Origin of the sequence: Curtobacterium flaccumfaciens UCD-AKU (genome assembly GCF_000349565.1) — a bacterium.
GTDB lineage: Bacteria > Actinomycetota > Actinomycetes > Actinomycetales > Microbacteriaceae > Curtobacterium > Curtobacterium poinsettiae.
This window is the reverse complement of sequence record NZ_KB714609.1, coordinates 86,467-112,578: the sequence shown is the minus strand read 5'-3', so window position 1 is coordinate 112,578 and position 26,112 is coordinate 86,467. Positions and strand designations below refer to the sequence as shown.

The window sequence follows — 26,112 nt, the reverse complement described above, 5'->3', positions numbered from 1 at the left end:
AATCGGGGGGTACCGCACAAGTCTGCCATGTCACCGCGAAGGACTCCGCATGCCCAACCCGTACGCCGAAGCCGGAGTGGACACCGCTGCCGGTGACCTGGCCGTCGAACTGATGAAGTCCGCGGTCGCGGCCACCCACAACTCCTCGGTCCTCGGGGGCGTCGGTGGGTTCGCCGGGCTCTACGACGTCTCGTTCCTGAAGGACTTCTCACACCCGTTGCTCGCGACCTCGACCGACGGCGTCGGCACCAAGGTCGCCATCGCGCAGGCGATCGACAAGCACGACACCATCGGGCAGGACCTGGTCGGCATGGTCGTCGACGACATCGTCGTGGTCGGCGCGAAGCCGCTGTTCATGACCGACTACATCGCCTGCGGCCGCGTGGTGCCTGGCCGCATCGCCGACATCGTCGCCGGCATCGCCCGCGGGTGCTCGGAGACCGGCACCGCCCTGGTCGGTGGCGAGACCGCGGAACACCCCGGTTTGCTCGGCCCGGACGACTACGACGTGGCCGGTGCGGCGACGGGCGTCGTCGAGGCCGATGCCCAGCTCGGCGCGCACCTGGTGCAGGACGGCGACGTGGTCCTGGCGATCGAGTCGTCGGGTCTGCACTCGAACGGCTACTCGCTCGTGCGGCACATCCTGTCGACGCGGGGCGTCGGGTTCACGGACCAGCTGCCCGAGCTGAGCGGCGCCGGGTTCGGGGGCGCCGTCTCCGTCGGTGAAGCCCTGCTCGAGCCCACCCGCCTGTACACCGCACCGCTCCTGGCGCTCCTCGAGCAGCACCCGGGCGCGGTGCACTCGCTCTCGCACGTGACCGGTGGTGGCATCGCCGCGAACCTGGCGCGCGTGCTGCCCGTCGGCTCCTGGGTCGAGGTCGACCGCTCCACCTGGCAGCCGCTCCCTGTCTTCCGGGTCCTTGCGGACATGGCCGGCAGCCCGATCGAGGACACCGAGGGCACCTGGAACCTGGGCATCGGCATGTTCGCCGTCGTCTCGGCCGGTGCCGCTGCCGAGGTCATCGCGTCGCTCGGCGCCGCCGGCATGCCGACGTGGCCCGTCGGCACGATCGCCACGTCCGCCCGTGACCTGACCGGCTTCGAGCAGGGTGCCAAGGGCGTCGACGGTGGCGCAGTCCGGCTCGTCGGGAGATACGCGGGCTGACCTGCCGTGCCGTGCCGTGCCGTGCGATGCCGCTGGCCCGTTCCGCCGCGCCGTGGTGCGTGCGGCGAGTGGTCACGAACCGTCGCCTGGCGGGCCCGCAACCGACGGTTCTTGACCGCTCGGCATCGTGTGCGCGGGGAGTCGTGACCACTCGAAGCCGGGGCCCGGGCGCGCCGATCGGTGCACGGGCGGACCCGGTGTCCGGGCGCACAGTGTCCGGCCACGCAGTGTCCGGACACGCAGAAACGCCGCGCTGCCCGGGGGCTGCGCGGCGCGACTACAAGAGATGTCAGGCGGACTTGTTCTGGTCTGCCTGGGTCTCGAACTCGTCTTCGTCTTCCGCCGGTTCCGGACCGTACTGGTCCGCCCAACGGTCGACGTAGTTCTCGTCGGAGTGTTGTCCGGCGGAGAGCTCCTGCTCGAGCGCACCGTAGTTCGTCTGCGGGCTGAAGTACTTCAGCTCACGGGCGACCTTGGTGTGCTTCGCCTTCTGACGGCCGCGCCCCATGCGTGACCCCCTCGTTCGGCTCTGGTCCGGTCCTGGCGAATGACGGAGGATCACTCGGGGAACCAGACGGTTCGTGGTTTGAAATCTGCCGATCACTCTACCATGTACCTCGATCTGGACGTCGCGCGACGGCTGGCCCGCACAGCAGAATCGAAGTGATGACGGAACCCCTCGAGACCCCGGTCGACCAGCACGCCCGCGTGGTGGTGATCGGTGCGGGGCAGGCGGGACTCTCGGTGGGATACCACCTGCGGCGCCTGGGGCTCGTCCCCGGCACCGACCTGGTGATCCTCGACCGCGCGCCGAGCACCGGAGGAGCGTGGCAGTTCCGGTGGGAGGCCCTGCGGCTCGGGGCGGCGCACCGGGTGCACGACCTGCCCGGCATGCGCGCGATGGGCCTGGAGTTCGACGACGCCGACCGGTCACGACCCGCGCGGGACGTCGTCGGCGAGTACTACCGCCGGTTCGAACAGCACTACGACCTGCGGGTGCGGCGGCCCGTGTCGGTGACGTCCGTCTCGCGCATCGGCGCAGTCGGCGAGGTGGACGGTGGGCTGTGCGTCACGACCCGGGGCGCCGACGGCACCGTCACGCGCATCGGCGCCGACGTGGTGGTGAACGCCTCGGGCACGTGGGGCACGCCCTTCGTGCCGTGGTACCCGGGGCGCGACGTGTTCCGCGGCCGCCAGGTGGACACGACCGAGTACCGCAGCGCCACCGACTTCGCCCGGCAGGACCTCGTGGTGGTGGGCGGTGGGACGAGCGCGATCGGGTTCCTGCTCGAGCTCGACGGCGTTGCCCGTTCGACGCGGTGGTTCACGCGGCGCCCGATGGTCTGGGCCGGGACGGCCTCGCTCGACGTCGAGTCCGCGGTGGCCGCCGTCGACGAACAGGACCGCGCCGCCCGCGCCGGCGAGGTCCTGCCGAGCATCGTCAGTGGTACCGGGGTCCCCGTGTCGCGACGGATCCGGGCCGGGATCGACCGTGGCGTGCTGCGCGACGAGCCGATGTTCGCGCGGATGGACGAGACCGGCGTGGTGACCAGTGACGGTACCCACGTGCACGCCGACGCGGTGATCTGGGCGACGGGGTTCCGGGCCGACCTGCGGCACCTCGCGCCCTTGCACCTGCGGACCACGGCGGGCGGTGTGGTGGTCGAGGACGGTCGGTCGGCGGAGGAGCCGCGGCTGTTCCTGGCCGGGTACGGCCCGCAGGCGTCGACCATCGGGGCGAACCGGGCCGGACGCCTGATCGCCCGCCAGGTCATGGACGCGCTGGCGGCCTGAAGACGGAACCGGGACGCGCGGCTCAGGCGGGGAGGGGCTCCTCGACGCCACGACGACGTCGTGACGACTTGAGCACCAGGGCGTCGAGCGAGAACCGCCCGGGCCCGGTCAGCGCCACGGCGAGCGAGGCCACCGCGAGCACGAGCACGTACTCGAACCCGCCGTCCTGCGAGTAGAAGCCGGCCGAGCCGTGGGCCAGGACGCCGGCCACCACCATGTCGACGGCCAGCAGCACGCCGACGACGCGGGTCGCGACACCGAGCACGAGCAGGACGCCGCCGACGAGCTCGAGGCCGGCGACGAGGGGTGCCGCGACCTCGGCCAGGGGGACACCCATGCCCGAGAAGCCCTGCACCACGTTCGGGATGCCCTGGGCGAACTTCTGGGCACCGTGGGCGATGAACACCACCCCGAGGACGATGCGGAGCGCGGTCAGGCCGATGGAGGTCGATGTCGTTCGCATGGCCACGAAGGTAGCCGTTGACGCGTCATCGATCACCCTCGGACAGGGCACTGACCGCGCTTCGCCAGAACATGCCCAGAGCATGCACAGACAGCGGTCCGCCGAAGGGCGGACTGCTTCTCAGGAATCGGCGCCGCGGCCCGTCTGCTGCTGGAGGCGGTCGATGTGCTCCGACGCCTGGGCCTTGGTGAGGTCGGCGGGGAGTTCCTCGCCGGCTTCACGGGCCAGGGTGTCGAGGTAGCTGCGCTGCGGTCCGGTCATCGGCTCGTCGCCGGTGACCCACTGCTCGGGGTCCTTGCTCGCGTCGGTGGAGGGGTCGGGTCGGGGGCCACCGAGGGTCTCGCCCTGGATCGGTGCGTCCGGGGTCTGCTGCTGGTCGCGGTCTGCGTCACTCATGTCCGCGAACGTACGCCGCACCCCCGGCACGACACGCAGCAGCGGCGTCCCCCGACCGGCCTCAGACCGCGGTGGCCGCGTACCGCACCAGGTCGGGCCCGACGGCACTCGTGGCGATCGGCACGACGCGGTCGTCGCGCCGGATCCAGATCGTCGCGGCACGTTCGTCGATGCGGTCGACCTCGTGCAGCTCGCCGTCGAGCAGCACCGACGCCGTGACCCGGACCAAGCCGCTCGCCGGACGCGGCGGCAGGCCCACCACGTCGTCGCCGTACGCCGGGTGCTCACCGGGCTGCAGGAACGGTGACACCGGCGCGGTGACGACCTCGAGCCCCTCGGCGACGTCGGTCACCGCCACCAGGCGGACGGCCTGGTCGGTCGGCAGGGGCACGTCGACGACGGGCTCGGCGGTGGGCCCGGCCAGCGCGCGGAAGGCGGGCCGACCGTCGGGGGCGAGGTGGGCCTCCAGGCCGTCGATCCGGACGCGACCCCGCCCACGGGAGTCGGCGTAGACGCCGGGCTCGATGCCGGAACGCCGCGCCTCGAGCCGGGTCAGGACGACGCGGTCGGGGCGGTACCAGTCGCGGAGCGCGGCGGGGTCGACCCACCCGACGCTCGGGACCCCGCGGGAGAGCGCGGCGGACTCGTCGGCGGCGCGCTCGTCGACCGCACCGAGCGGGTGCTCGCCGCGCACGGCGACGAGTCCTTCGAGCGGGCTGCCGGCCGGCGGTTCGTGGTCGAGCACCTCGACGCGCTTCGAGACCTTGCCGCCGTGTCCGTCGAACGTGGCGAACGTCCGCAGGTCACTGATGGTCATGGGGCCACATGCTACGACTCGTCGGCTCCCCGTCGCGGCGGCGAGGGGACGAGGGCGTGGATCTCGCCCGTGCAGAGCGCGGGGTCGACGCCCTCGGCGGGGCCGGCCGGACGGGTCGCGCGGCGTGGCTGGATGCTGTTGCGCTCGGCGGACCGGAGCAGGCGGTCCTCGGCTGCGCCCTCGGCCGACGACCCGGGCTGCGCTGGCCGGCGGAGCGGGGGCCGGACGGGCTCGCCGCGGCGCTCCTGGCCGGGCAACGGGCGGGAGCGGCGGCCGTACAGCAGCTCGGACGAGTCGAGCAGCCACGGCACCAGGGCCACGGTGACGCCGTGCACGAGCAGCAGCTTCTTGCGGATGCGGCGGCCGCGGTGGTTGTGGAGCAGCCCCTCCCACCAGTGGCCGACGATGAAGATCGGCGTGTAGACGGTGACGACCTCGGAGCCGTGCTCGGCCCGGTGCGCCTTGATGTACTTGATCAGGGGCATCGAGATGTCGCGGTACGGGCTCGGCACGATCGTCAGCGGCACCTGGATGCCGTACTCCGCCCACTGGTCGCGCAGACGCTGGGACTCGGCGTCGTCGATGGCGACGTGCACGGCTTCGATGCTCGCGTGCTCGGCGGCGACCGCGTAGTCGAGCGCCTTGAGCACGGGCTTCTGCAGCTTGTTCACCAGGACGATGGCGTGGTCGCCGGTGGCGCCGAACTTCGTCTCGACGTCGGCCTCGATCTCGTGCGAGACGTCGCGGTAGTAGCGGTTCACGCCGAGCATGAGCACGTACAGCACCGGCATGATCAGGAACACGAGCCAGGCACCGTGGGTGAACTTCGTGATCGTGACGATGACGAGCACCACGAAGGTGAAGGTGGCACCGATCGCGTTGATGGTGCGGGAGCGGACGACCTGCCCTCGGTTCACGGCAGGGTCGCCGTCGGGCACCGTACCGTCGCGGTCCGCCCGCAGCAGCCGCGTCCAGTGCACGACCATGCCCGTCTGCCCGAGCGTGAACGACACGAAGACACCGATGATGTAGAGCTGGATCAGGCTGGTGACGTTCGCCCGGTAGACCACGAGCAGGGCCGCGGCGACCAAGGCCAGGACGATGACGCCGTTCGAGTAGATGAGGCGGTCGCCGCGGGTCGACAGCGCCTTCGGGGCGTACGAGTCGCGCGCCAGGATCGAGCCGAGCAGCGGGAACCCGTTGAAGGCCGTGTTCGCGGCGAGGAGCAGGACCGCCGCGGTCGTCGCCTGGATCACGAAGAACAGCACCGAGTTGTTGCCGAACGTCGCCGCCGCGATCTGCGCGATCAGGGAGCGCTGCGGCGTGGTCGCGCAGTTCGCGAAGCCCTGCAGGTCGCAGGCGCGCTCGGCGTAGTGCACGTGCGACACGAGCGCCAGGGTGATGAGGCCGATGAACAGGACGATCGCGATGCCGCCCATCGCGACCAGGGTGGCCTGCGCGTTCTTGATCTTCGGGCGACGGAACGCCTGCACGCCGTTCGCGATGGCCTCGACGCCGGTCAGGGCCGAGCAGCCCGAGGCGAAGGCACGCAGGAGCAGCAGGATGAACGCCGCCTGCGTCGTGTGCTCCACGTTCTGCACGGTGTACGCCGCGGACTCGGCGACCGGGGCGTTGCCGGCTGCGACCCGGACGAGCCCGGTGACGACCATCACGAACACGCTCGCCACGAACAGGTAGGTCGGGATCGCGAAGGCCTTGCTCGACTCGCGCACGCCGCGCAGGTTGGCGGCGGCGAGCAGCACGACGAACAGCAGGGCGAGCTCGACGCGGAAGTGGTCGAGCATCGGGAGCGCCGAGATGATGTTGTCGACGCCGGAGGCGACCGACACCGCCACCGTCATCACGTAGTCGACGAGCAGTGCGCTGGCGACGACCAGCCCGGCCTTCTCGCCCAGGTTCCGGTGCGCCACCTCGTAGTCGCCACCACCGGACGGGTAGGCCTTGATGAGCTGCCGGTACGAGGCGACGACCACGACGAGCAGCAGCACGACGAGTGCGGCGACCCACGGCGCGAACGTCAGGAAGGCCATGCCACCGAGCAGCAGGATCATCAGGAGTTCCTGCGGCGCGTACGCGACAGAGGACAGCGGGTCACTCGCGAAGATCGGCAGGGCCAGGTGCTTCGGGAGGAGCTGTCCTTCGAGCTTCTCGGAGGGGAGGGGATCCCCGATCAGTCGCGCTTTCAACGACCGGATCTCGTTCGTCACGAGCGGCAAACCTACTCAGTTCCGGGCGCGAGTCAACACGGTTCCCCCGCCGCACATTCCCGGTCGGCCGCGGGCGCTCGGCGGCTGCTGCTCGGTGCCCACTGCGGTTGACGCAGCGTCAAGCATTACAGTTGCGAGCATGAGCGCATCGACAGGCACCGACGACGCAGCTGCGAAAGCACCCCACGCCATCGCCGAGGTGGCGCGTTCCGCCGGTGTCTCGAGCCGGACCCTGCGGCACTACGAGGCGGTCGGACTGCTGCCGGCCACCGCCGTCGGAGCGGGTGGACTCCGGCGCTACGACGACCACGCACTGGTCCGGCTGCAGCGGATCCTGCTGCTGCGCGGGCTCGGCTTCGCCCTGCCCGACATCGCGCGACGACTCGACGACGAGGGCGACGACGTCGCGGCACTCACGGTGCACCTGAGATGGCTGGAGCACGAGCGGGACCGGCTGGCCCGGCAGCTCGCGGCGGTGCGCACCACCGTCGCGCGCGTCTCGCACGGGGAACCCCTGACGGCGTCCGACGTGTTCGCCGGCTTCGCGCCGACGCGGCCGTCGGCCGACGACCCACCGGTTGCGGGGCGGTGAGCTTCCGTGGATGCGTCGGTCGCGACCGCGGGCGGACGACGGCCGGGAGGCCCTGGTCGCCACCGCCTGTCGGCCGCGGGCCGTCAGAGCGACTTGCGCAGGGCCTCCAGGCCGTCACGCAGGCGCGTCACGGTGTCCGAACCGAGCGTGCCGCGGGTCGCGCGACGACGCAGGTCCGCGCGCACCTGCTGCCGGAACGACGACAGTGCCATCTCGAGCTCGCGCAGGGCGCGGGCGCTGTCCGACGGGACGGACACGGGCTCCTCGGTGGAACCGGTCGCCGGGCTCTCGGCCGCGGCGGCCAGGTCGGCACGGAGCGAGCGCATGGCCTCGCCCACCGAGGCGCGCACGCCGTCGGCCAACGACTTCACCGAGTCGCTCAGGCCGGACTCGACCGCGGCGATCTCGTCGGCACGCGCCGCGAGTTCGGCGCGACCGGCGTCCGTGATCGCGTAGACGGTCTTGCGGCCGTCGGCGGTCTTGGAGACCAGGCCGTCGTCCTCGAGCTTCGCGAGCCGGGGGTAGACGGTGCCGGCGCTCGGCACGTAGGTGCCGCCGAAGCGGTCGCCGAGTGCCTGGATGAGCTCGTAGCCGTGCATGGGGTGGTCTGCGAGCAGGACGAGCAGGTAGAGACGCAGGTGGCCGTGGGCGAAGACGGGACTCATTCGGGCACCTCGCTGTCGTTCGTCGGGGTGGTCGGAGCCGTCGGCGTGCTCGGCGCAGTCGTCGGCGGCGTCGGTGCGGCCGGCGCCTCGGCGACCGGCGGGGCGTGCAGCACCGCGATGTCGCCGGACACGGAGTTCACCCGCAGGTCGAGCCACTGGCCGGACAGCTCGCCGCCCTGCTTGACGTACGAGCCGCGCACGCCGCGGATCTCGGCGTCGTCGAACTGCAGCTTGCCGGTCGCGGTGTTGACCGTGCAGTTGTAGGCGACGCCGTCCTCGAGCCGGACGCTCACCGCGCCGGACACCGTGTTGATGCGGGCGGACTCGGGGATCCCGTGCAGGTCCAGCACGACGTCGGCGGAGACGCCATCGGCCTGGAACCGGGGGATCTCACCGGTGGCCACGACGTCGCCGGAGACGGTGTGCACCGTGAGGGCGCCGTCGAGGTCGCGGATCGTGGTGGCGCCCGAGACGGCGTTGACCGTGACGTCACCCGCGACGCCGTCGACCACCAGGTCGCCGGACACCGTGTTGAGGGTCGCGCCGCGGTTCGTGCCGGAGAGCAGCGCACCGGCCGAGACGACACCGAGCGTGATGCCGGCGTCGCGGGGGACCAGGATGCTGACGTCGGCGTGGGCCTTGCCGCGGAAGGACTTCAGGAACCCGATGGGGTCGTCCCACCGGACCTGGGGGTGGTCGACGGTGAGCGTGTCGCCGTCGACCTCGACGAGCATCTGCTTGCCGGACACGCTGTGGATCTCGACCCGCGCGGTCGGCTCGTCGTGCGCGACGACGTCCACCTGTCCGCCGACGAGACCGACGCGCACGGTGCGCACGATGCCGGTGTCGATGACCTTGGGCTCGTCGACGAGCCACTTCTCCTGCGCCATGGTGCCTCCTGGAACTCGCGATGTATCGCGTCTGTGGAGGTCACGCTATATCGCGACTCGGCGCTCCGCAAGGGTGCCGGGCGGATGGTGAGCAGAAGTGGTCGGGTGGGGCCGTGCGACCCGACCGTTCCTGCTCACGAAGCGTGCGTGACGGGGGTGGGGCGCTCCTCCTGGACGGTCCGGCGCTCCGGGCTCCACGGGAACCGGCGGAAGTGCGGCATGAGCGGCTGGACCATCGGGCCGATCGCGAACGCGGCGATGACGGTGCCCGCACCGACGTCCCCGCCGAGCACCCACCCGACGATCACCACGGTCACCTCGACCAGGGTCCGCGCGAGCCAGATCGGCCAGCCGAGCCGCTGGTGCAGGCCGACCATCAGGCCGTCCCGCGCCCCGGTGCCGAACCCCGCACCGATGTAGAACGCCGTCGCGATCGCGAGCAGCACGAGCCCCGCCGCGAACAGCCCGATCCGGGCGACGATCCCCGACGGCTCCGGCACGAGCCAGAGCACCAGGTCGGCACTCGGTCCGATCGCCAGGGCGTTCAGCAGCGTCCCGACGCCCGGCTTCTGGCGGAGCGGGATCCAGAGCAGCAGGATGACCCCGCTCGACACGACCGTGATGACGCCGAACGACCACGGGACGACGTTCTCGAGCCCCTGGGTCAGTACGGTCCACGAGCTCACACCGACCACCGCGCGGACCTGCAGTGCGGTCGAGGCGCCGTAGAGGAACAGCCCGACGAAGAGCTGGACGAAGCGCAGGGTGAGGGCGGTGCGGCGGGGCATGGTCCCATCGTCGCGATGGATTGGCCTGCTGGTCGAGAGCCAATCGCGCTACCGTGGACCCGTGCCCCCGGTTCTCATCAGTGCTCGCGCCGCCGCCCACCTGCTGACCGACTGGCGCGCCGGCACCACCGCCCCCGCCTACGAGGCGCTCGCCGACGCCCTCCGGGTCCTGGTCATCGACGGCCGGGTCGCCCAGGGGGTCCGGCTGCCGGCCGAGCGCGGACTGGCCGCAGCCCTCGGCGTCTCGCGCACCACCGTGGCGAACGCCTACGCCCGACTGCGCTCGGACGGGTTCCTGGTGTCCGTCCGCGGCTCCGGCAGCGTCGTCCACCTGCCCCGGGACCTGGTCGGCCGGCCCGACCCCGAACGCCTCGGCGGGGTCGTCGAGGGGGACGTGCTCGACCTCCGCAAGGCTGCCCTGCACGCGACCCCCGGCATCGACGAGGCCGTCGAGCGAGCGGTCCGACACGTGCCGGCGGCGCTCGCCGGCATCGGCTACGACACCGTCGGCGACCCCGGCCTGCGGGCCGCGATCGCCGCCCGCTACACCGAGCGCGGGCTGCCCACCGATCCCGCCCAGGTCATCGTGACGATCGGCGCGCAGCACGCCATCGCGCTGCTCGCACGCGTGCTCGTCCGCCGCGGCGACGCCGTGCTCGTCGAGTCGCCGACCTACCCGCACGCGCACGAGGCCTTCCGCGAGGCCGGCGGCCGCCTGGTCGGCGTCCCCGTCGACGCGCGGACCGGGTGGGACGCCGCCGCGCTCGAGACGACGCTCCGCCGGACCGCGCCCTCGGTCGCGTACGTCATGCCCGAGCTCCACAATCCGACCGGTGCGACCATGTCCGCATCGACCCGCCAGCTCCTGCTGTCGACCGCGGCCTCGGTCGGCACGACCGTCATCGCCGACGAGACGATGGGGGAGCTCCGGATCGACGGTTCGCCGTCGCCGCCGTTGGCAGCGGCGGACCCGACGGGGGCGTCGGTCGTGATGATCGGTTCCGCCGCCAAGGTCTTCTGGGGTGGGCTGCGGATCGGCTGGATCCGCGCCGACCCGGCGCTGCTGCAGCGGCTGCTGCTCGCCCGCCCGACCGGCGACCTCGGTACCCCCGTGCTCGACCAGCTGGTCGTGCGCGAGCTGGTCCCGCGCACGGCTGCCGTCCTGGAGGCGCGGCGTGCGTCCCTGCGCGAAGGTCGCGACGCCGTCGTGGGCGCGCTCCGGGCCCGGCTGCCGGAGTGGGACGTCCCGGCACCGGCGGGCGGGTTGACGACGTGGGTGGGGCTCGGCAGACCCGTGTCGAGCGCGCTCGTGCTCGCCGCGCGGACCGAGGGCGTGGTGCTCGCCTCCGGCGGGGTGTTCGGGCCGGACGGCGGGTTCGAGCGGTTCCTGCGGGTGCCGTTCACGATGGCCCCGGCCGACCGGGGGCGCCTGGTCGACGTGCTGTCACGCGCGTGGGAGCGGGTGGGCGGCGAGTCGACCGGGGTGCGGGGGTCGTTGGCGGCGGTGGTCTGAGCGGGCTTCGTCCAGGGCTCGGTGTCTTGCGGGGATCGGGGTCGTCCGCCGGGGCTCGACGTCGTCCGCCGGGGCTCGGCGTCATCCCCGGGGCTCGGCGTCATCCTCTGGGGTGAGGTCGGGTCGGGGGTTCTCGCTCCCCGGGGTGATGCGGCTTCAGCGGGGTCCGGCGAGGCTGGGTGCCATGAACGCGACCCTGTCCGCCGGAACCCGCTCCGCTGTGCCGACGTCGGTCGAGCCGCCCGCGGCGGTCCCCGCCGTGGTGCGGGTCACCATCGCGCTGAGCGGGGCGTTCCTGGCGGGGGTCCTCACCTCGTTCGGGCAGGCCGTGCCCGCGCTCGCCTCGGTGTCGAACTCCGCCGGCCCCTGGTTCGTGGTGGCCGCGCTGCTGTGCCTGGTGGCCGGAGCCCGAGCGGGCCGGATCGCCCTGCCGCTGGCGACGGTGCTCGGCGTCGTGCTCCTCGAACTCATGCACGTCGGGTACTGGGCCACGACGGTCCTGCGCGGGTTCCCGGACGTGTTGTCGATCACGAACCCGTGGGTGCTGCTCGGGGTCCCGGCCGGACTGCTGGCCGGAGCGGTCGCCGTGGCCGTGCGCTCCGATGACACCCGGTGGCGGGCGGGGGCGTTCGGTGTGACCGCCGCGGTGCTCCTCGGCGAGGGCGTCCGCGGACTCCTGCAGGTCGCGGCGACGACCGGGCACGGCACGTGGATCGTCGAGATCGTGGTCGGGGTGGTGCTCCTCGGCATCGGGGTCGTCGGCGCGCGGTCGCCGGTCGGGCGCGTGGTGGCGCTGGGGGCCGGGGTGGTCGGCACCGTCGCGGTGCTCGGGGCGTACCTGTTGCTCGGCGGGTCCTGATCGTCCGGCGGGTCCCGATCCGTCGGCGGGTCCTGGCCCGGAACTGAACGTTCGTCGGTCGCTCCTGCGAGGATCGATGTCGTGCACCTCCTCTCGGTCTTCAGCCTGCGCAACCGGGCCCTCATCGCGCTCGTCACGATCGTCGTCGCGGTCTTCGGCGGCATCGCGCTCTCCAGCCTCAAGCAGGAGCTGATCCCGAGCGTCGAGTTCCCGCAGGTCGCGATCGTCAGCGCCTACCCCGGCGCCACGCCAGAGGTCGTGTCGAACGACGTCTCGACCAAGATCGAACAGGCGATCCAGGTCGTCCCGGACCTCGAGTCCACCAGTGCGACCTCGTCCACGGGGCAGAGCGTGGTGTCGGCGTCGTTCCAGTACGGCTCGAACCTGGCCAGCGCCGAGGACAAGATCCAGACCGCGGTGAACGCCCTGTCGCTGCCGGACTCGGTGCAGACGCAGATCGTCACGGGGTCCTTCGACGACCTGCCGGTGCTGCAGGTCGCGGTCTCGGCGTCCGGCAACCAGGAGCAGCTCGTCGACCGGCTGCAGGCCTCGGCGATCCCCGACCTCGAGAAGCTCGACGGGGTGCGACAGGCGGACGTCTTCGGCAACCCCGGCCGTCGTGTCGTCATCACGCCCGACCAGGACGAGCTCGCCGCGCGCGGCCTCAGCCAGACGGCCATCTCGGACGCGCTCGACGACAACGGCACCCTGATCCCCGGCGGAACCATCACCGAGGACGGCTCGACGCTGTCGGTGCAGACGGGCGAGCGGATCGCCTCGCTCAAGGACATCCGGGCCCTGCCACTGACCAGCTCGTCGAGCTCGTCGAGCTCGTCGGGTTCTTCCGGTTCTTCCGGTTCGGGCGCGGCCGGGGCAGGGGCCGCAGGTGCCGACGGCGCGGCGTCGTCCGGTGACGGCACGGCCGCGGGCGCGACGGGCACGGGGACGACGGGGACCGGCACGGATGCGACCGGTGCTGCGACGACGGGATCCGCGGCGACGGACACGTCGACGACCGCGGCCACCCCGACCGACACCACGTTGGGCGACGTCGCGAAGGTCGCCATCACGCAGTCCCCGCGCACCTCGATCAGTCGTGTGGACGGACAGCAGGCCCTGACGATCTCGATCACGAAGACGCAGGAAGCCAACACCGTCGACGTCTCGAACACCGTGCGTGCGGCCCTGCCCGGCATCGAGGACAAGATCGAGGGCGACCCCCGCTTCACCGTCGTCTTCGACCAGGCGCCCTACATCCAACAGTCCATCGACTCCCTGGCCGAGGAAGGCCTGCTCGGCCTGGCCTTCGCGGTGCTCGTCATCCTGGTGTTCCTGCTGTCCTGGCGCTCCACGCTCGTCACCGCGATCTCGATCCCGACGTCGGTGCTCCTCGCCGCGATCGGCATGCGCGCGGCCGGGTACACGCTCAACATCATCACGCTCGCCGCGCTCACGATCGCGATCGGCCGCGTGGTCGACGACTCCATCGTCGTCATCGAGAACATCAAGCGGCACATGCTCCCCGGCGTCGACCGCGGCCAGGCCGTGCGCGACGCCGTGCGCGAGGTCGCCGGTGCGGTCACCGCCTCGACCCTGACGACCGTCGCGGTGTTCCTGCCGGTGGCCTTCGTCGCCGAACTCGTCGGGGAGCTGTTCCGGCCGTTCGCCGTGACGGTCACCCTGGCACTCGTCGCCTCCCTGTTCGTCTCGCTCACGATCGTCCCGGTGCTCGCGTACTGGTGGCTCCGCCCGCCGAAGGCGAAGCCGGGCGACGCGCCGACGGCCGCGGACGCGGACGCGGACGCAGACGCAGGCGAAGGCGCAGACACAGCAGCGGCAGCAGCACCGTCGGCGGTTGATGCCGAGCGCGACCGCGACCGTTCGGAAGGCGCGCTCGCCTCCGCCGCGGACCTGCACGACGCCGGCCGGGTCGACCGCCTGCGCCGCGTCTACCTGCCGGTGCTCCGGTGGGTCGTCCGGAAGCCGGTCGTCGTCATCCTGCTCGCCGTGATCGTCCTCGGTGGCACGGCCGCCACGTTGCCGTTCGTCACCACGAACTACCTCGGCGACTCGGGGCAGAACACGTTCACGGTCACGCAGGACCTGAAGGCCGGTTCCAGCCTCGCCGTCCAGTCCGAGTCCGCGCGCAAGGTCGAGCGGGCACTGCAGGACGTCGACGGCGTCGAGACCGTGCAGACCACCATCGGCACGAGCGGCCAGTCGATCCAGGCCGCGTTCGGCGGTGGCGGCAGCGCCTCGGTGCAGTACGCCGTGACGACCGACGCCGAGGCCGACCAGCCGACGATCCAGGCCGACGCCCGCAAGGCGATCGGGTCGATCAAGGACGTCGGCGAGGTCACCATCGCGTCCTCCGGCGGCGGGTTCGGCGGCAGCAGCGACATCGAGGTCGACGTCACCGCGCCGACCCAGTCGCAGCTCGAGACGGCATCGCGCCAGGTGCTGAAGACCATGCAGTCGGTGCCGGACACCACGGCCGCCACCAGCAACCTTTCCGCCGCGGAACCGTTCCTCGCCGTCCGGGTCGACCGTGCCAAGGCCGCGTCGCTCGGTGTCACCGAGACCCAGGTGGGCGGCCTCGTCGCCGCGGCGGTCTCACCGCGGGACACCGGCAGCATCGAGATCGACGACGCGACCCTCGACGTCTACATCGCCGACCCGGAGCCGCCGACCACCATCGCCGCGCTCCGTGCCCTCGACGTCCCGACGAGCACCGGCACCGTCCCGCTGTCCGACGTCGCCACGGTCGAGGAGTCCGAGGGCCCCACCACCGTCACCACGACGAACGCCGCCCGCACCGCCACGATCACCGTGACGCCGGACGCCACCAACCTGGGTGCGGCCGTGCAGTCCGTCACGACCGCGGTCGACGAACTCGACCTGCCGAAGGGTGCGACCGCCTCCATCGGTGGCGTCGCCGCCAGCCAGTCATCGGCGTTCTCGCAGCTCGGGCTCGCGGTCCTGGTCGCCGTGCTGATCGTCTACGTGATCATGGTCGCGACGTTCCGGAGCCTGCTCCAGCCGCTGCTGCTGCTCGTGTCGGTGCCGTTCGCTGCGACGGGCGCGATCCTGCTGCAGATCGCATCCGGTGTCCCGATCGGCGTCGCGTCGCTCATCGGTCTGCTCATGCTCGTCGGCATCGTCGTGACGAACGCCATCGTGCTCATCGACCTCGTCAACCAGTACCGACGACGCGGGCTGCGGGTGCGTGAGGCCCTGATCGAGGGCGCGACACGACGCCTCCGTCCGATCCTCATGACGGCGATGGCGACGATCTTCGCGCTGCTGCCGATGGCGATCGGACTGACCGGCAAGTCCGGCTTCATCTCGCAGCCGCTGGCGCTGGTCGTGATCGGTGGTCTGGTGTCCTCGACACTGCTGACGCTCGTGGTGCTGCCGGCGCTGTACTTCGTGGTCGAGCGGGCCCGCGAACGCAACACGGACCGGATCGCCGCGGGAAAGACCCGGAAGCAGGCGCGTGCCGAGCGACGCCAGGAACGTGCGGAGCGTCGGGCGGAACGACAGCGGCGGCGAGCGGAGCGTTCCGGCAGCGCTGCCTAGCGGCGGTACTCGGCGTCGACCGCGGCGAGGGACGAGACGACGACCGGCTCGGCTCGTTCCTCGCGCTCGACGCCCCGGAACCACGACACCAGCACCAGGGTCAGCGTCACGACAAACACCACGGCGGCGCCCTGCGACACGACGGCCAGCTGCCCGGTGACCGAGGCGTAGCCGCCGAAGGCCACCGCGGTGACGAACGACAGCCCGAGCAGCAGCTCCGCGAACGTCTGCAGCGCAGGGCGGTCCCAGCGCGTCGCAGCGGCGCGGGCAGGGCGGGTCGAGGTGTCGGTCACCACCGAAGTCTGCGGCCACGGGCTCCGCAGCGGCAGTCCCGACTCCGGGTGCCACCCACCCGGGGCACGCGGTCGGTCGTCCGGTCAGCCGAGCTGGGTCCGCAGGAAGGTGACCACCCGGCGGCTCATCGCCTCGTCGAGCTGCGCGATCGAGTGCGCCGTGCCCTCGACCGCCACGAACGTCACCGGGACGTCGTGGGATCGGAGTGTCGCGGCGAACTCCTGCGACTCCCACAACGGGATGAACTCGTCGGTGGAGTGCCCGATGAAGAACGGCGCCGTGTCCGAGGTGACGTGGAACTCCGGCGACGCCCGGGTGGCCGCCGGGCACCTGGCGTAGGACCGGCACCCCAGGTAGAGCAGCTGCTTGCGCTGGAAGGCCGCGGACACCCCGTCGGGCTCGGTGGACCGGGTGGTCAGGTTCGTCGGCCCGCTCAGGTCGACCACGGCGCGGATCCGGTCGCCGTCGGCGTACGCGGCGGAGTCGTGGTCGGTGACGGCGAGCATCGCGGCGAGGTTGCCGCCGGCGCTCCCACCGAACACGCCCACGCGCTGGGAGTCGACGTCGTAGGTCTCGAGCGTCGCCGGGCGGAACACGTAGTCGAGCGCACGTCGGACGTCGTCGAGCCCGGCAGGGAACGGATCCGTCGGCGCCAGCCGGTAGTCGACGTTGAACGTCACGAAGCCCTCGGACGCCAGGTACTTGCACACGGACCGGTACGCGGCCGTCGCCTTGTCGCCGTGCGACCAGCTGCCGCCGTGGATCATCAGGACCGCGGGGCGTCCGGTCGTGGCCTCGACCGCCTCCGGGTCGGCGGTGGCCGAGGCGGACGGTGTCGCGGTGGGGGTCGCCGTCGTCGCGGGCTCGCTGTCGGCCGGCAGACACACGTCGAGGCGCTGCAGCGGGTCAGTGCCGTAGGGCACGTCGGCCACCACATCGATGCCGTGGTACCGGAGCGACAGCGGGTAGATGACGCTGTCCGCGGTGACGGTGGCGTTCTCGTCGCCGACCGGATCCGTGCTGCAGGACGCCATCGCGCCGAGCGCCACCACCGCGGCGACGAGCGCGAGCACTGAGCGGCGGCCGGACTTCATCACGTCCACGCTAGCCGCACCGGCGACCGCCCACGTCACCCCAACGGAGGAACCCGAGCGGACGACCCCCGAGCGGGCGACCCCCGAGCGGGCGACCCCCGGACTGCGCTCCCGGTGCAGACCGGCTGCACCGGCGTCACCTGGCAGTGCGAGGATGAGCACGGCAGTCGCCGACCGGAGCACCGCAGGAGGACCCGTGAGCAGTCGCAAGGCCTGGAACGCCGATCCCGAACCGCTGCTGCGTGTCGAACCCGGGTTCCGCCTCGACCAGGTCGACCCCGACGGCACGCCGGGCTTCCCCGGTCGCAAGATCGACGGCCTCGAAGCGCTCGCCGCGGGCGCCTCGCGGCTCGCCGCCCTGCAGGAGCGCCTGTACGCGGCGTCGACCGCGGGGGACGAGCGCCGGGTGCTGCTCGTGCTGCAGGCGATGGACACCGCGGGCAAGGGTGGCATCGTCTCGCACGTCGTCGGCGCGGTCGACCCGAACGGCGTGCACTACGCCGGCTTCAAGGCCCCGACGGCCGAGGAACGCGAGCACGACTTCCTGTGGCGCATCGAGAAGCAGCTGCCGGCAGCCGGACAGCTCGGCGTGTTCGACCGCTCCCACTACGAGGACGTGCTCGCCCAGCGCGTCCGCGGCATCGCCGCGCCGGACGAGATCGAGCGGCGGTACGGCGCGATCACCGCCTTCGAGGACGGCCTCGCCGCCGCTGGCACGACCATCGTCAAGGTGATGCTGCACATCTCGAAGGACGAGCAGCGCGAGCGTCTCGGTGACCGGCTCGACCGTCCGGACAAGCACTGGAAGTTCAACCCGAGCGACATCGACGACCGTCTGCTCTGGGACCGCTACCAGCAGGCGTACCAGATCGCCCTCGACCGCACGTCGACCCCGCAGGCGCCCTGGTACGTCGTGCCGGCGAACCGCAAGTGGTACGCACGCCTCGCCGTGCAGCAGCTCCTGCTCCGGGCGCTGGAGGACATGCACCTGTCGTGGCCGAAGGCCGACTTCGACGTCGCCGAGCAGCGTCGTCGGCTCGCCGAGTCCTGACCCACCGGCTCAGGGATTGTGGGTGAGGAACAGCACCCACACCGCCGCGGGCTGCGCGAGCACGCAGCCACCGAGCACGATGCCCCGTCGTAGCGCGGTGCGGTGCAGGAGCGGCGCACCGAGCAGCGGGGCCGCCGGCAGCAGCAGCCGCGGCAAGCTCTGTTGGGGCAAGAACGTCGCGAACAGGGAGAGCAGGTACGAGGCCGAGCCGAGCAGCGGCACCGAGCCGATCCGGCGCGTCGAGCGCGACGACAGCCACCATCCCGTCGCGCCGACCGCGACGAGCACAGCGACCACGCCGAGCGTGCCCGCGAACCGGTCGGCCTGCAGGAACCACGGTGTCAGCGGCGCGAAGTGGTGCACGTCGAGGTGGAGCCGCCACCACGCGAGTTCGGTCTGCAAGTAGGCGTCGGGAACCCCGGTGACGAGCGCCGCCACGACCGGCCACGCCAGGCCCGCCGCTGCCGTGACCAGGCCGGTGACGACGATCGCGACACGCTCCCGCACGGGCACCGCGTCGCGCTGCACGAGCCGGAGCACGGCGTGCAGCGCGAGCGCCAACGGGATCGCGAGCGCCCCGGGCCGGGTGAACGCGAGAACCGTGACGATCGGCAGGACCGTCCAGTAGTGCCGACGCTGCATCGCGATGAGTGCGGCGAACGCGAGCAGCAGGCCGAGCGACTCGGCGTAGGCGATCTGCAAGACGAACGACACCGGCCCGAACGCGAAGAACACGCCCGACCACAGCGCGGTGGTCCGGCCGACGTGGGGACGGAGCAGGGCCACGAGTGCGACGGACGCCGCGCCGCCGAACGCCGTCGCCAGCAGCACCGCGACGACCGCGGGGTCGCCGCCGGCCGCGCTCACCGCCCGCACGAGCGCCGGGAACACCGGGAGGAACGCCCAGGCGTTCTGCTGGACGGCGCCGGTGTCGTCGACGGGCAGTGTGCTCGGGTAGCCCTGCCGCGCGATCTCGAGGAAGTACTGGCCGTCCCAGGCGGTCGAGCGTTCGAAGAACCCCTTCGGGTCGGCCGTGTCGCCGAACCCGACCGGATCGGTGAGCGCGAAGCCGACGGTGAGCGTGGCGGTCGTCACCACCCGCGCGAGTGCGTAGAGCGCGAGGGTGATGAGGCAGTCGGGCAGTGTGCGGGTCACCGTGCGCGCTCGCATGCTGGCCTCCGTCGTGGTGTTGCGTATACGTTGTGCTGATATCCAAGCCAACTCAGACACCAACGGGGTAATCCTTGACATTTCGCAGTGCCCGTGGAGGGACGCTCGTCGTCATCCCCACGTACGACGAGCGCGAGAACATCGAGTCGGTCGTCGCCCGCGTCCTCGCGGCACGTCCCGAGGTCGCCGTCCTGGTCGTCGACGACGGCAGCCCCGACGGCACCGGCGCGATCGCGGACGCCCTCGCCCGGGACGACGAGCGTGTGCACGTCCTGCACCGCACCGAGAAGGCCGGCCTCGGTGCCGCCTACCTGGCGGGGTTCGCCTGGGGGCTCGAGCGCCACCACGACGTCCTGGTCGAGATGGACGCCGACGGCTCGCACCGGCCCGAAGAACTCGGCAGGCTGCTCGAACGCTGTGCGGCGGGTGCCGACCTGGTCATCGGCTCGCGCTGGGTGCGCGGTGGCTCGGTCGTGAACTGGCCGTGGCACCGGATCGCCCTGTCGCGCGGCGGCTCCTTCTACAGTCGGATCGCGCTCGGTGTCCGGGTCCGCGACCTCACCGGGGGCTACCGCGCGATCCGCGCGGACCTCCTCCGTTCGCTCGTCGCCGAGGACATCGCCTCGGCTGGCTACTGCTTCCAGGTCGACCTCGCCCGACGTGCGGTCCGGGCCGGTGCCGTCGTCGCCGAGGTCCCCATCACCTTCGTGGAGCGCGAGCGGGGCGAGTCGAAGATGAGCGGTGGGATCGTGGTCGAGGCGCTCGTCCGCGTCACCGGGTGGGGGCTGCAGCGGCTGTTCCGGCTGGGCTCGCCGTGACGCGTCGTGTCCGGTGCGGCCAGGAGGCACGGATCACCCCGCCCGACCGGCCTGCGTTCGCATCGGGGCTGGCGTCAGGGCAGCGGCTCGCGTAGACTCGATCGGTCGGCCTTCGACGTCGTGACATTGTGATCACGGAAATTCTGCTGGGTGTGTGTTGCTCGAGGGCTGGAATCACGTCGACTCGCGACGGGATGAACCCCCTCTCCGCAAGCAGCCCCCGCCGATGTCGCTGTCGGGCGCTGCGGTACGTTGCGCACCCGAGAAAGTAGCCATGGCCCCGTACAACAAGGGCGGCGCGGACAACCGCGCCTCCGACCGCGTCCGCCACCCGAACGGCACCCCCGCCGCCCGCAGCAGCAAGCACCGGGGGTTCCGCGCCGCCGACTCGTCGCAGCCGCGTCAGAAGCAGCGCTGGGACGCCGAGGAGCGTCGCGGTCGCGCGTCGCAGGGCGAGCGTCCGGCCCGTCCGAACTGGGAGCCGCGAGACAGCGGCGGCCAGCGGCGCCCCGATCGCGACGACCGTGGTGGTCGCGGCTACAACCGTGATGCTCCCTACTCGCACGGCCGTCCCGACGCTCCGCAAGCTCCGCGTCGCGCCGGAACCGGCTCGCAGGGGCCCAGTGCCCCGCGGCGCTTCGATCGTGACGACCGCACGCCCCGTCGCGACAACGACGACCGCCCGCGTCGCTCGTTCGACCGTGACGACCGTGCACCGCGCAGCTTCAACCGTGACGACCGCGCCCCGCGTCGCGACAACGACGACCGTCCCCGTCGCTTCGACCGTGACGAGCGTGCCCCGCGTCGTTTCGACCGTGACGAGCGTGCCCCGCGTCGTGACAACGACGACCGCCCGCGTCGCTCGTTCGATCGCGATGATCGCGCCCCGCGTCGCGACAACGACGACCGTCCCCGTCGCTTCGACCGTGACGAGCGTGCCCCGCGTCGTTTCGACCGTGACGATCGCGCCCCGCGTCGTGACAACGACGACCGCCCGCGTCGTTCGTTCGACCGTGACGAGCGTGCCCCGCGCAGCTTCAACCGCGATGACCGTGCGCCCCGTCGTGACAACGACGACCGTCCGCGTCGTTCGTTCGCCCGCGACGACCGCACCCCGCGCCGCTCGTTCGACGAGCCCGAGCGCGGCAAGTTCGTGCCGGCCGACGACGTCAAGCTCGAGAAGCTCCAGGCCGAGGCCACCATCGCAGCCGACGTCGAGGGCGTGACCTTCGGCGACCTCGGCATCGGCGGCAACATCTCCCGCGCCCTGCAGGAGCTCGGCGCCTCGAGCCCGTTCCCGATCCAGGCGGCGACGATCCCCGACGTGCTCGCCGGCAAGGACGTCCTCGGCCGTGGCCGGACCGGTTCCGGCAAGACCATCGCCTTCGGTGCGCCGCTGGTCGAGAAGCTCATGGAGCACGGCGGCGGCACGAAGCGCAAGATGGGCCGCGCCCCGCGTGCGCTCATCCTCGCGCCGACCCGTGAGCTCGCCCTGCAGATCGACCGCACGGTGCAGCCGATCGCCCGCTCGGTCGGCCTGTTCACGACGCAGATCTACGGCGGCGTCCCCTACGGCCGCCAGGAGGGCGCGCTCGAGCGCGGCGTCGACATCATCGTCGGCACTCCCGGCCGTGTGCAGGACCTCATGAACAAGGGGAAGCTCGACCTCAGCGAGGTCATCATCTCCGTGCTCGACGAGGCCGACCACATGTGCGACCTCGGGTTCCTCGAGCCGGTGCAGGAGATCCTCGCCGCCACGGCCGAGGTCACCCCGCAGGGCAACCGCGCGCAGAAGCTGCTGTTCAGCGCGACGCTCGACACCCAGGTCGCGGCACTCGTCGAGCAGTTCCTGCACGAGCCGAGCGTGCACGAGGTCGCGGGTGAGGACCAGGCGTCCTCGACCATCGACCACCGTGTCCTCGTGGTCGAGCAGCGCGAGAAGGACCGTCTGCTCGAGGAGCTGGTCGCCGGCGACGGCAAGACCATCGTCTTCGCCCGGACGCGTGCCTACGCCGAGCGTCTGGCCGACCAGTTCGAGGACGCCGGCATCCGCGCGACCTCGCTCCACGGTGACCTGAACCAGTCGCGCCGCACGCGCAACCTGCAGCTGCTCACCAGTGGCCGCGTCAACGTGCTCGTCGCCACCGACGTCGCCGCCCGCGGCATCCACGTCGACGACGTCTCGCTCGTCGTGCAGGCGGACGCCCCGGACGACTACAAGGCGTACATGCACCGCTCCGGCCGCACGGGTCGTGCCGGCAAGGAGGGCACGGTCGTCACGATCGTCCCGCGTGGCCGCATCCGCAAGATCGAGGGCATCCTCGAGCGCGCCGAGATCGAGGCGGACCTGGTGCAGGCCGCACCCGGTGACGGCATCGTGTCGGAGCTCGCCGCGCGCTAGTCGCGACCACACGACGGACGGGAGGCCCGGTACCAGCTGGTACCGGGCCTCCCGTCCGTTACGCGGTGCGACCGACGACCCCGCCGGGTCCGGTCCGCGGCTCGGCCGCGACGTCAGCTGGCGCACGGGTCATCCTCTCGGAGGACAGGGAGCCGCCGCGCTCATGCCGCCGACTGATGACACGGGCGAGCAGGACCGATGCAATGATCACGTGACACCCGCAGCGCTCGTCGGACGACTCCGCCGGTTCCCCGTCTCCGTCTCCGTGGCCGCAGCGACGGCCGTGCTCCTGGTGAGCGCGCGGATCGCTCACGCCGAACCCGACTTCCCGCACCACCCGCCCGTGGCATGCCTCGCCGTGGTCCTCGTGGTGTTGACGACGGTGCTCGCCGAACGGTCCCTCGGATCCATCCGCACAGTGGTGATCGGCGTGGTGGCGCCGGCGCTCGGCGTCCTCGGAACCCTGCTCACCGTCAGCATCGGGTCAGCGCTCGGCGAGGCACACGCTGAACTCGCGGTCGGACAGCCGCTCTTCGCCCCGTCGATCGTCGCCGCCGCGTTGCTCGGTGCCGCGTCGGCAGCGATGCCCGCGCAGCACCGGTGGCGCACGCGAGCCGCGCTCTGGACGGTCGTCCTCACGCTCGTGCTCTTCGCTGGCCACGGGTCGGACCTCGCCCGTGCCCTGGCGACCCTGCTCGGCACCGCAGCCGGTTCGTTCGTGGTGCGCCGGGCCTCCGGTCCGGACGCGCCGACCGCGCGTGACACGGTCAGCGCACGCACCTGCGTGGTCGCGACGCTCATCGCGCTCGGCGCGGGCACCCTGGTGACCCCTGTCGTGCCGGACCCGGACGGTGTGCTCTCGGTGTTCGCCGACGCCATGAGCGACCGTGCGGTCGTCATCGTCGGGCTGCTCCTGCTGGTGTCCGCCTGGCTCGTGCAGCGTGGCCGGCGCACGGGCATCGTGCTCGCCGTCGGCGTGCTCGTGACGCTGACCGCCGTCCTCGCCGACGTGTTCCTCATCGAACCGATGACCGACGACGCCGTGCAGTGGCGCGGACTCGGGCTGGACGCGATCGAGTGGCAGGTCACGCTGCTCGGCGCGTGGCTCGTGCCGGCGATGGTGCTGCTGACGGTCCTGGCGCTCCGCGGCCGTCTCGTCCGCTCGCGGTTCCGTGCCGCCACCAACGGCCGCGGTGCCCTGGTCGACATGCTGCGCGTCGGCGATGCCGGATCCCTCGGCCACATGGGCACCTGGCGCGGCAACGCCACCTGGACGCACCCGGACGGGCGTGGGGCCGTGGCGTACCGGGTCCGTGGGGACGTGGCACTCACCGTGTCGGACCCGGCGTGCAGCGCGGCGGACCGCGCCGAGGTCGTGTCCGCGTTCACGGCCTTCTGCGACCGGAACGGCTGGGTGCCCGCGTTCACGAGCGTGCACGAACCGGTGCGGCAGATCCTCGCCGCCGAGGGGTGGACCGCGCTGCCCGTGGGGGTCGAGTCGGTGCTGGACGTCGCCACGTTCGACCTGCGCGGCAAGAAGCGGCAGGACCTCCGGACGGCCTCGAACCGGGCCGACCGTGAGGGGGTCCGCGACGAGTGGACGACCTTCGACGCGCTCGCCGACGCACAACGTGCCGAGGTCGAGGCGATCTGCACGCGGTGGGCGACCGACCGGAGGCTGCCGGAGATGGGGTTCACCCTCGGCGGCTTCCACGAGCTCGACGACCCCGACGTCCGACTCATGCTGGCGGTGACGGCCGACGGACACGTCACCGCGGTCACGAGCTGGCTGCCCGTGTACGAGCACGGCGGACTGGCCGGCTACACGCTCGACGTCATGCGCCGTGGCGAGGACGGCATGCCGGGGGTCATGGAGTTCCTCATCGCCCGGACCGCGATCCGGGCACGCGACGCGGGCCTGCGGATGATCAGCCTCTCCGGCACCCCGCTCGCACCCCACGACGGCGCACGGTCCCTCGTGTCCCTCGGATCGGTCCTCGTCGCCCGACTCCTCGAGCCGGTGTACGGGTTCCGGTCGCTCCAGCGCTTCAAGGAGAAGTTCGGCGCTCGGCACGAGGCGCTCTGGATCGTGGTCCCGACGCCGCTGCACGTGCCGCGGGTCGCACGTGCCCTGGCCGGCGCCTACGTCCCAGGCCTCCGGCCGAAGCACCTCTGGGCACTGCGCCAGGCACACCGCTCGACCGTCCGCGAGCCCGCTCCCGCGCGGGCGGTGTCGAAGCGGTGAGCCCGGCCGACCGGTTGCTCGCCACCCAGCTGCAGGCTCCGACGCTGCTCGTCCCGCTGGACGTGGCGTTCGCACTGCTCAGCGTCGTCGTCCTGCTCCCCGCGGTCGGCGGCTGGCGATCCCGTGTCGCGTGGCGTCGGGCCGGAGTCCGGGCGGGCGTCGCCGCGGCCGCGGCCGTCGTGGTGCTCATCGTCTGCTGGGTCCTCAGCGACCTGGTGAACCTGTTCGGGGTCGCGATGAGTCCCGTGACGCGGCTGTGGTTCGTCGTGGCCGCCGCTGCGCTGGCCTCGGTCGTCGTCGGCCTGGTGCAGGGCGGCCGCTGGCGTCGGGCCCTCGCCGTCCTGCTGCTCCCGACCGCACTGCTGTCGTCCGCCCTCGGCGTGAACGTCGAGTTCGCGATGTACCCGACGCTCCGCACCGTCGTGCAGACGGACCCCTTCCCGGAGCTCGACCTCGCCGCTGCCCCAGCCGCCACGATGCCCACGACCGGCGAGGTCCGCACCGTCGAGATCCCCGGGGAGCGATCGGGGTTCCCCGCTCGACCCGCCGTCGTCTACCTCCCGCCCGCCGCCCTGGTCAGGGATCCGTCGCCCCTGCCCGTCGTCCTCGCCTTCTCCGGCCAACCGGGCGCTCCGAGCGACCTGTTCACCGCAGGCCGGATGGGCAGCGCACTCGACGGCTACGCCGCAGCGCACCACGGCCGCGCGCCGATCGTCGTCTCCGTCGACCAGCTCTCCTCGCCCGGCCTGAACACGATGTGCGTCGACTCGGACCTCGGGAACGCAGCGACCTACGTCACCGAGGACGTGCCGCGCTGGCTGACGGCGCACCTCCCGGTGACCCCGGACCGCCGTGCGTGGGGCCTCACCGGGTTCTCGCAGGGGGCGACGTGCGCGATGCAGTTCGCCACCGCGCACCCCGACCGGTTCGGGGCCGTGCTCGCGGTCTCCAGCGAGTTGCAGCCCATCGACCGGAACCCGCAGCACAGCGCCGACCGGGCGTTCGGCGGGTCGGTCAGCGCGTGGAAGGCCGCCGGTCCGATCGCGCAGATGCGGGCGGACGACCTGCACGGGCGCGCGTTCTGGTTCACCGCGGGGTCGGCGGACGGGGCGTTCAGCCGCAACGCCCGCGTCCTCGCCGACGCTGCACGGGCAGCGGGCGCGGACACCAGCGTCGGGTTCGCCCCGGGGAGCGGGCACGACTGGAACACCGTGCAGTGGTCGTTCCGGACGGACCTGCCCCACCTGGCAGACGTGCTCTCCACAGCGCTCCACTGACGTCGGCACGGGA

Annotated in this window: 22 protein-coding genes; 11 read left to right on the top strand and 11 right to left on the bottom strand. The window is 72.2% G+C overall.

Going from position 1 to position 26,112, the window contains the following annotated elements; genetic code table 11:
- The first annotated feature begins 49 nt into the window (after window positions 1-49).
- Complete coding sequence (gene purM, locus H489_RS24110) at window positions 50-1,165, top strand: phosphoribosylformylglycinamidine cyclo-ligase (protein ID WP_017886250.1); 1,116 nt, start codon at window positions 50-52, stop codon at window positions 1,163-1,165.
- Between the two features lie 289 nt (window positions 1,166-1,454).
- On the opposite strand, the gene H489_RS24105 is transcribed toward purM, so the two are convergent.
- Entirely contained in the window at window positions 1,455-1,673 is a 219-nt protein-coding gene (locus tag H489_RS24105) for a DUF3073 domain-containing protein (RefSeq protein WP_017886249.1), read from the bottom strand.
- A gap of 158 nt (window positions 1,674-1,831) precedes the next feature.
- Here H489_RS24105 and H489_RS24100 point away from each other — a divergent pair, with 158 nt between their 5' ends.
- Entirely contained in the window at window positions 1,832-2,959 is a 1,128-nt protein-coding gene (locus tag H489_RS24100; protein WP_017886248.1) for an NAD(P)-binding domain-containing protein, read from the top strand.
- A 22-nt stretch (window positions 2,960-2,981) separates the two neighbouring features.
- Here H489_RS24100 and H489_RS24095 read toward each other — a convergent pair whose 3' ends face one another.
- The 4 genes from H489_RS24095 to H489_RS24080 all read right to left on the bottom strand — a co-directional run bounded on the left by H489_RS24095 (window position 2,982) and on the right by H489_RS24080 (window position 6,872).
- Window positions 2,982-3,422, bottom strand: a complete 441-nt coding sequence (locus tag H489_RS24095) for a DoxX family protein (protein ID WP_017886247.1) — start codon at window positions 3,420-3,422, stop codon at window positions 2,982-2,984.
- 120 nt (window positions 3,423-3,542) lie between these two features.
- Window positions 3,543-3,818, bottom strand: coding sequence for a DUF3072 domain-containing protein (locus H489_RS24090; RefSeq protein ID WP_017886246.1), 276 nt, complete (start codon window positions 3,816-3,818; stop codon window positions 3,543-3,545).
- A gap of 61 nt (window positions 3,819-3,879) precedes the next feature.
- Entirely contained in the window at window positions 3,880-4,635 is a 756-nt protein-coding gene (locus H489_RS24085) for a hypothetical protein (protein ID WP_017886245.1), read from the bottom strand.
- A gap of 11 nt (window positions 4,636-4,646) precedes the next feature.
- Window positions 4,647-6,872 carry an APC family permease gene (locus H489_RS24080; protein WP_017886244.1) on the bottom strand — a complete coding sequence of 742 codons (2,226 nt, stop codon included), beginning with the start codon at window positions 6,870-6,872 and terminating at the stop codon, window positions 4,647-4,649.
- A 130-nt stretch (window positions 6,873-7,002) separates the two neighbouring features.
- Between H489_RS24080 and H489_RS0118460 the strand changes: the two genes are divergently transcribed.
- A complete protein-coding gene (locus H489_RS0118460; RefSeq protein WP_017886243.1) occupies window positions 7,003-7,455 on the top strand; it encodes a MerR family transcriptional regulator in 453 nt (150 codons plus the stop codon).
- Window positions 7,456-7,538: 83 nt separating this feature from the next.
- Here H489_RS0118460 and H489_RS24075 read toward each other — a convergent pair whose 3' ends face one another.
- From H489_RS24075 to H489_RS24065, 3 genes are all read right to left on the bottom strand, one after another.
- On the bottom strand, window positions 7,539-8,120 hold the full coding sequence (locus H489_RS24075) for a PadR family transcriptional regulator (RefSeq protein ID WP_017886242.1): 582 nt from the start codon (window positions 8,118-8,120) through the stop codon (window positions 7,539-7,541).
- On the bottom strand, window positions 8,117-9,010 hold the full coding sequence (locus H489_RS24070; protein ID WP_017886241.1) for a DUF4097 family beta strand repeat-containing protein: 894 nt from the start codon (window positions 9,008-9,010) through the stop codon (window positions 8,117-8,119). The genes H489_RS24075 and H489_RS24070 overlap by 4 nt, the downstream gene beginning before the upstream one ends.
- Window positions 9,011-9,144: 134 nt before the next feature.
- Window positions 9,145-9,798, bottom strand: coding sequence for a YczE/YyaS/YitT family protein (locus H489_RS24065; protein WP_017886240.1), 654 nt, complete (start codon window positions 9,796-9,798; stop codon window positions 9,145-9,147).
- A 61-nt stretch (window positions 9,799-9,859) separates the two neighbouring features.
- Between H489_RS24065 and H489_RS24060 the strand changes: the two genes are divergently transcribed.
- The 3 genes from H489_RS24060 (at window position 9,860) to H489_RS38470 (ending at window position 15,749) form a co-directional block, all read left to right on the top strand.
- Window positions 9,860-11,311, top strand: a complete 1,452-nt coding sequence (locus H489_RS24060) for a PLP-dependent aminotransferase family protein (protein ID WP_017886239.1) — start codon at window positions 9,860-9,862, stop codon at window positions 11,309-11,311.
- A gap of 184 nt (window positions 11,312-11,495) precedes the next feature.
- A complete protein-coding gene (locus H489_RS36650; protein WP_017886238.1) occupies window positions 11,496-12,170 on the top strand; it encodes a DUF6518 family protein in 675 nt (224 codons plus the stop codon).
- 81 nt (window positions 12,171-12,251) lie between these two features.
- On the top strand, window positions 12,252-15,749 hold the full coding sequence (locus H489_RS38470) for an efflux RND transporter permease subunit (RefSeq protein ID WP_017886237.1): 3,498 nt from the start codon (window positions 12,252-12,254) through the stop codon (window positions 15,747-15,749).
- Here H489_RS38470 and H489_RS24040 read toward each other — a convergent pair.
- Both H489_RS24040 and H489_RS37275 read right to left on the bottom strand, forming a co-directional pair.
- Window positions 15,746-16,042: a hypothetical protein gene (locus H489_RS24040; RefSeq protein WP_031259305.1), complete on the bottom strand. Its 297-nt coding sequence runs from the start codon at window positions 16,040-16,042 to the stop codon at window positions 15,746-15,748. The two genes, H489_RS38470 and H489_RS24040, sit on opposite strands and share 4 nt — an antisense overlap.
- Before the next feature lie 84 nt (window positions 16,043-16,126).
- Complete coding sequence (locus H489_RS37275; protein ID WP_082046918.1) at window positions 16,127-17,137, bottom strand: alpha/beta hydrolase; 1,011 nt, start codon at window positions 17,135-17,137, stop codon at window positions 16,127-16,129.
- 196 nt (window positions 17,138-17,333) lie between these two features.
- Between H489_RS37275 and H489_RS24035 the strand changes: the two genes are divergently transcribed.
- Window positions 17,334-18,188, top strand: coding sequence for a PPK2 family polyphosphate kinase (locus tag H489_RS24035; RefSeq protein WP_017886234.1), 855 nt, complete (start codon window positions 17,334-17,336; stop codon window positions 18,186-18,188).
- A 9-nt stretch (window positions 18,189-18,197) separates the two neighbouring features.
- Here H489_RS24035 and H489_RS24030 read toward each other — a convergent pair whose 3' ends face one another.
- Window positions 18,198-19,358, bottom strand: coding sequence for a hypothetical protein (locus H489_RS24030; protein WP_017886233.1), 1,161 nt, complete (start codon window positions 19,356-19,358; stop codon window positions 18,198-18,200).
- A gap of 74 nt (window positions 19,359-19,432) precedes the next feature.
- Here H489_RS24030 and H489_RS0118445 point away from each other — a divergent pair, with 74 nt between their 5' ends.
- The 4 genes from H489_RS0118445 to H489_RS24015 all read left to right on the top strand — a co-directional run bounded on the left by H489_RS0118445 (window position 19,433) and on the right by H489_RS24015 (window position 26,099).
- Window positions 19,433-20,176, top strand: coding sequence for a polyprenol monophosphomannose synthase (locus H489_RS0118445; protein ID WP_017886232.1), 744 nt, complete (start codon window positions 19,433-19,435; stop codon window positions 20,174-20,176).
- Between the two features lie 274 nt (window positions 20,177-20,450).
- On the top strand, window positions 20,451-22,577 hold the full coding sequence (locus H489_RS24025; protein WP_017886231.1) for a DEAD/DEAH box helicase: 2,127 nt from the start codon (window positions 20,451-20,453) through the stop codon (window positions 22,575-22,577).
- A gap of 211 nt (window positions 22,578-22,788) precedes the next feature.
- Window positions 22,789-24,822, top strand: coding sequence for a bifunctional lysylphosphatidylglycerol flippase/synthetase MprF (locus H489_RS38075; RefSeq protein WP_017886230.1), 2,034 nt, complete (start codon window positions 22,789-22,791; stop codon window positions 24,820-24,822).
- Window positions 24,819-26,099, top strand: a complete 1,281-nt coding sequence (locus tag H489_RS24015) for an alpha/beta hydrolase (protein ID WP_017886229.1) — start codon at window positions 24,819-24,821, stop codon at window positions 26,097-26,099. Before H489_RS38075 ends, H489_RS24015 begins: the two co-directional genes overlap by 4 nt.
- Window positions 26,100-26,112: the final 13 nt, after the last annotated feature.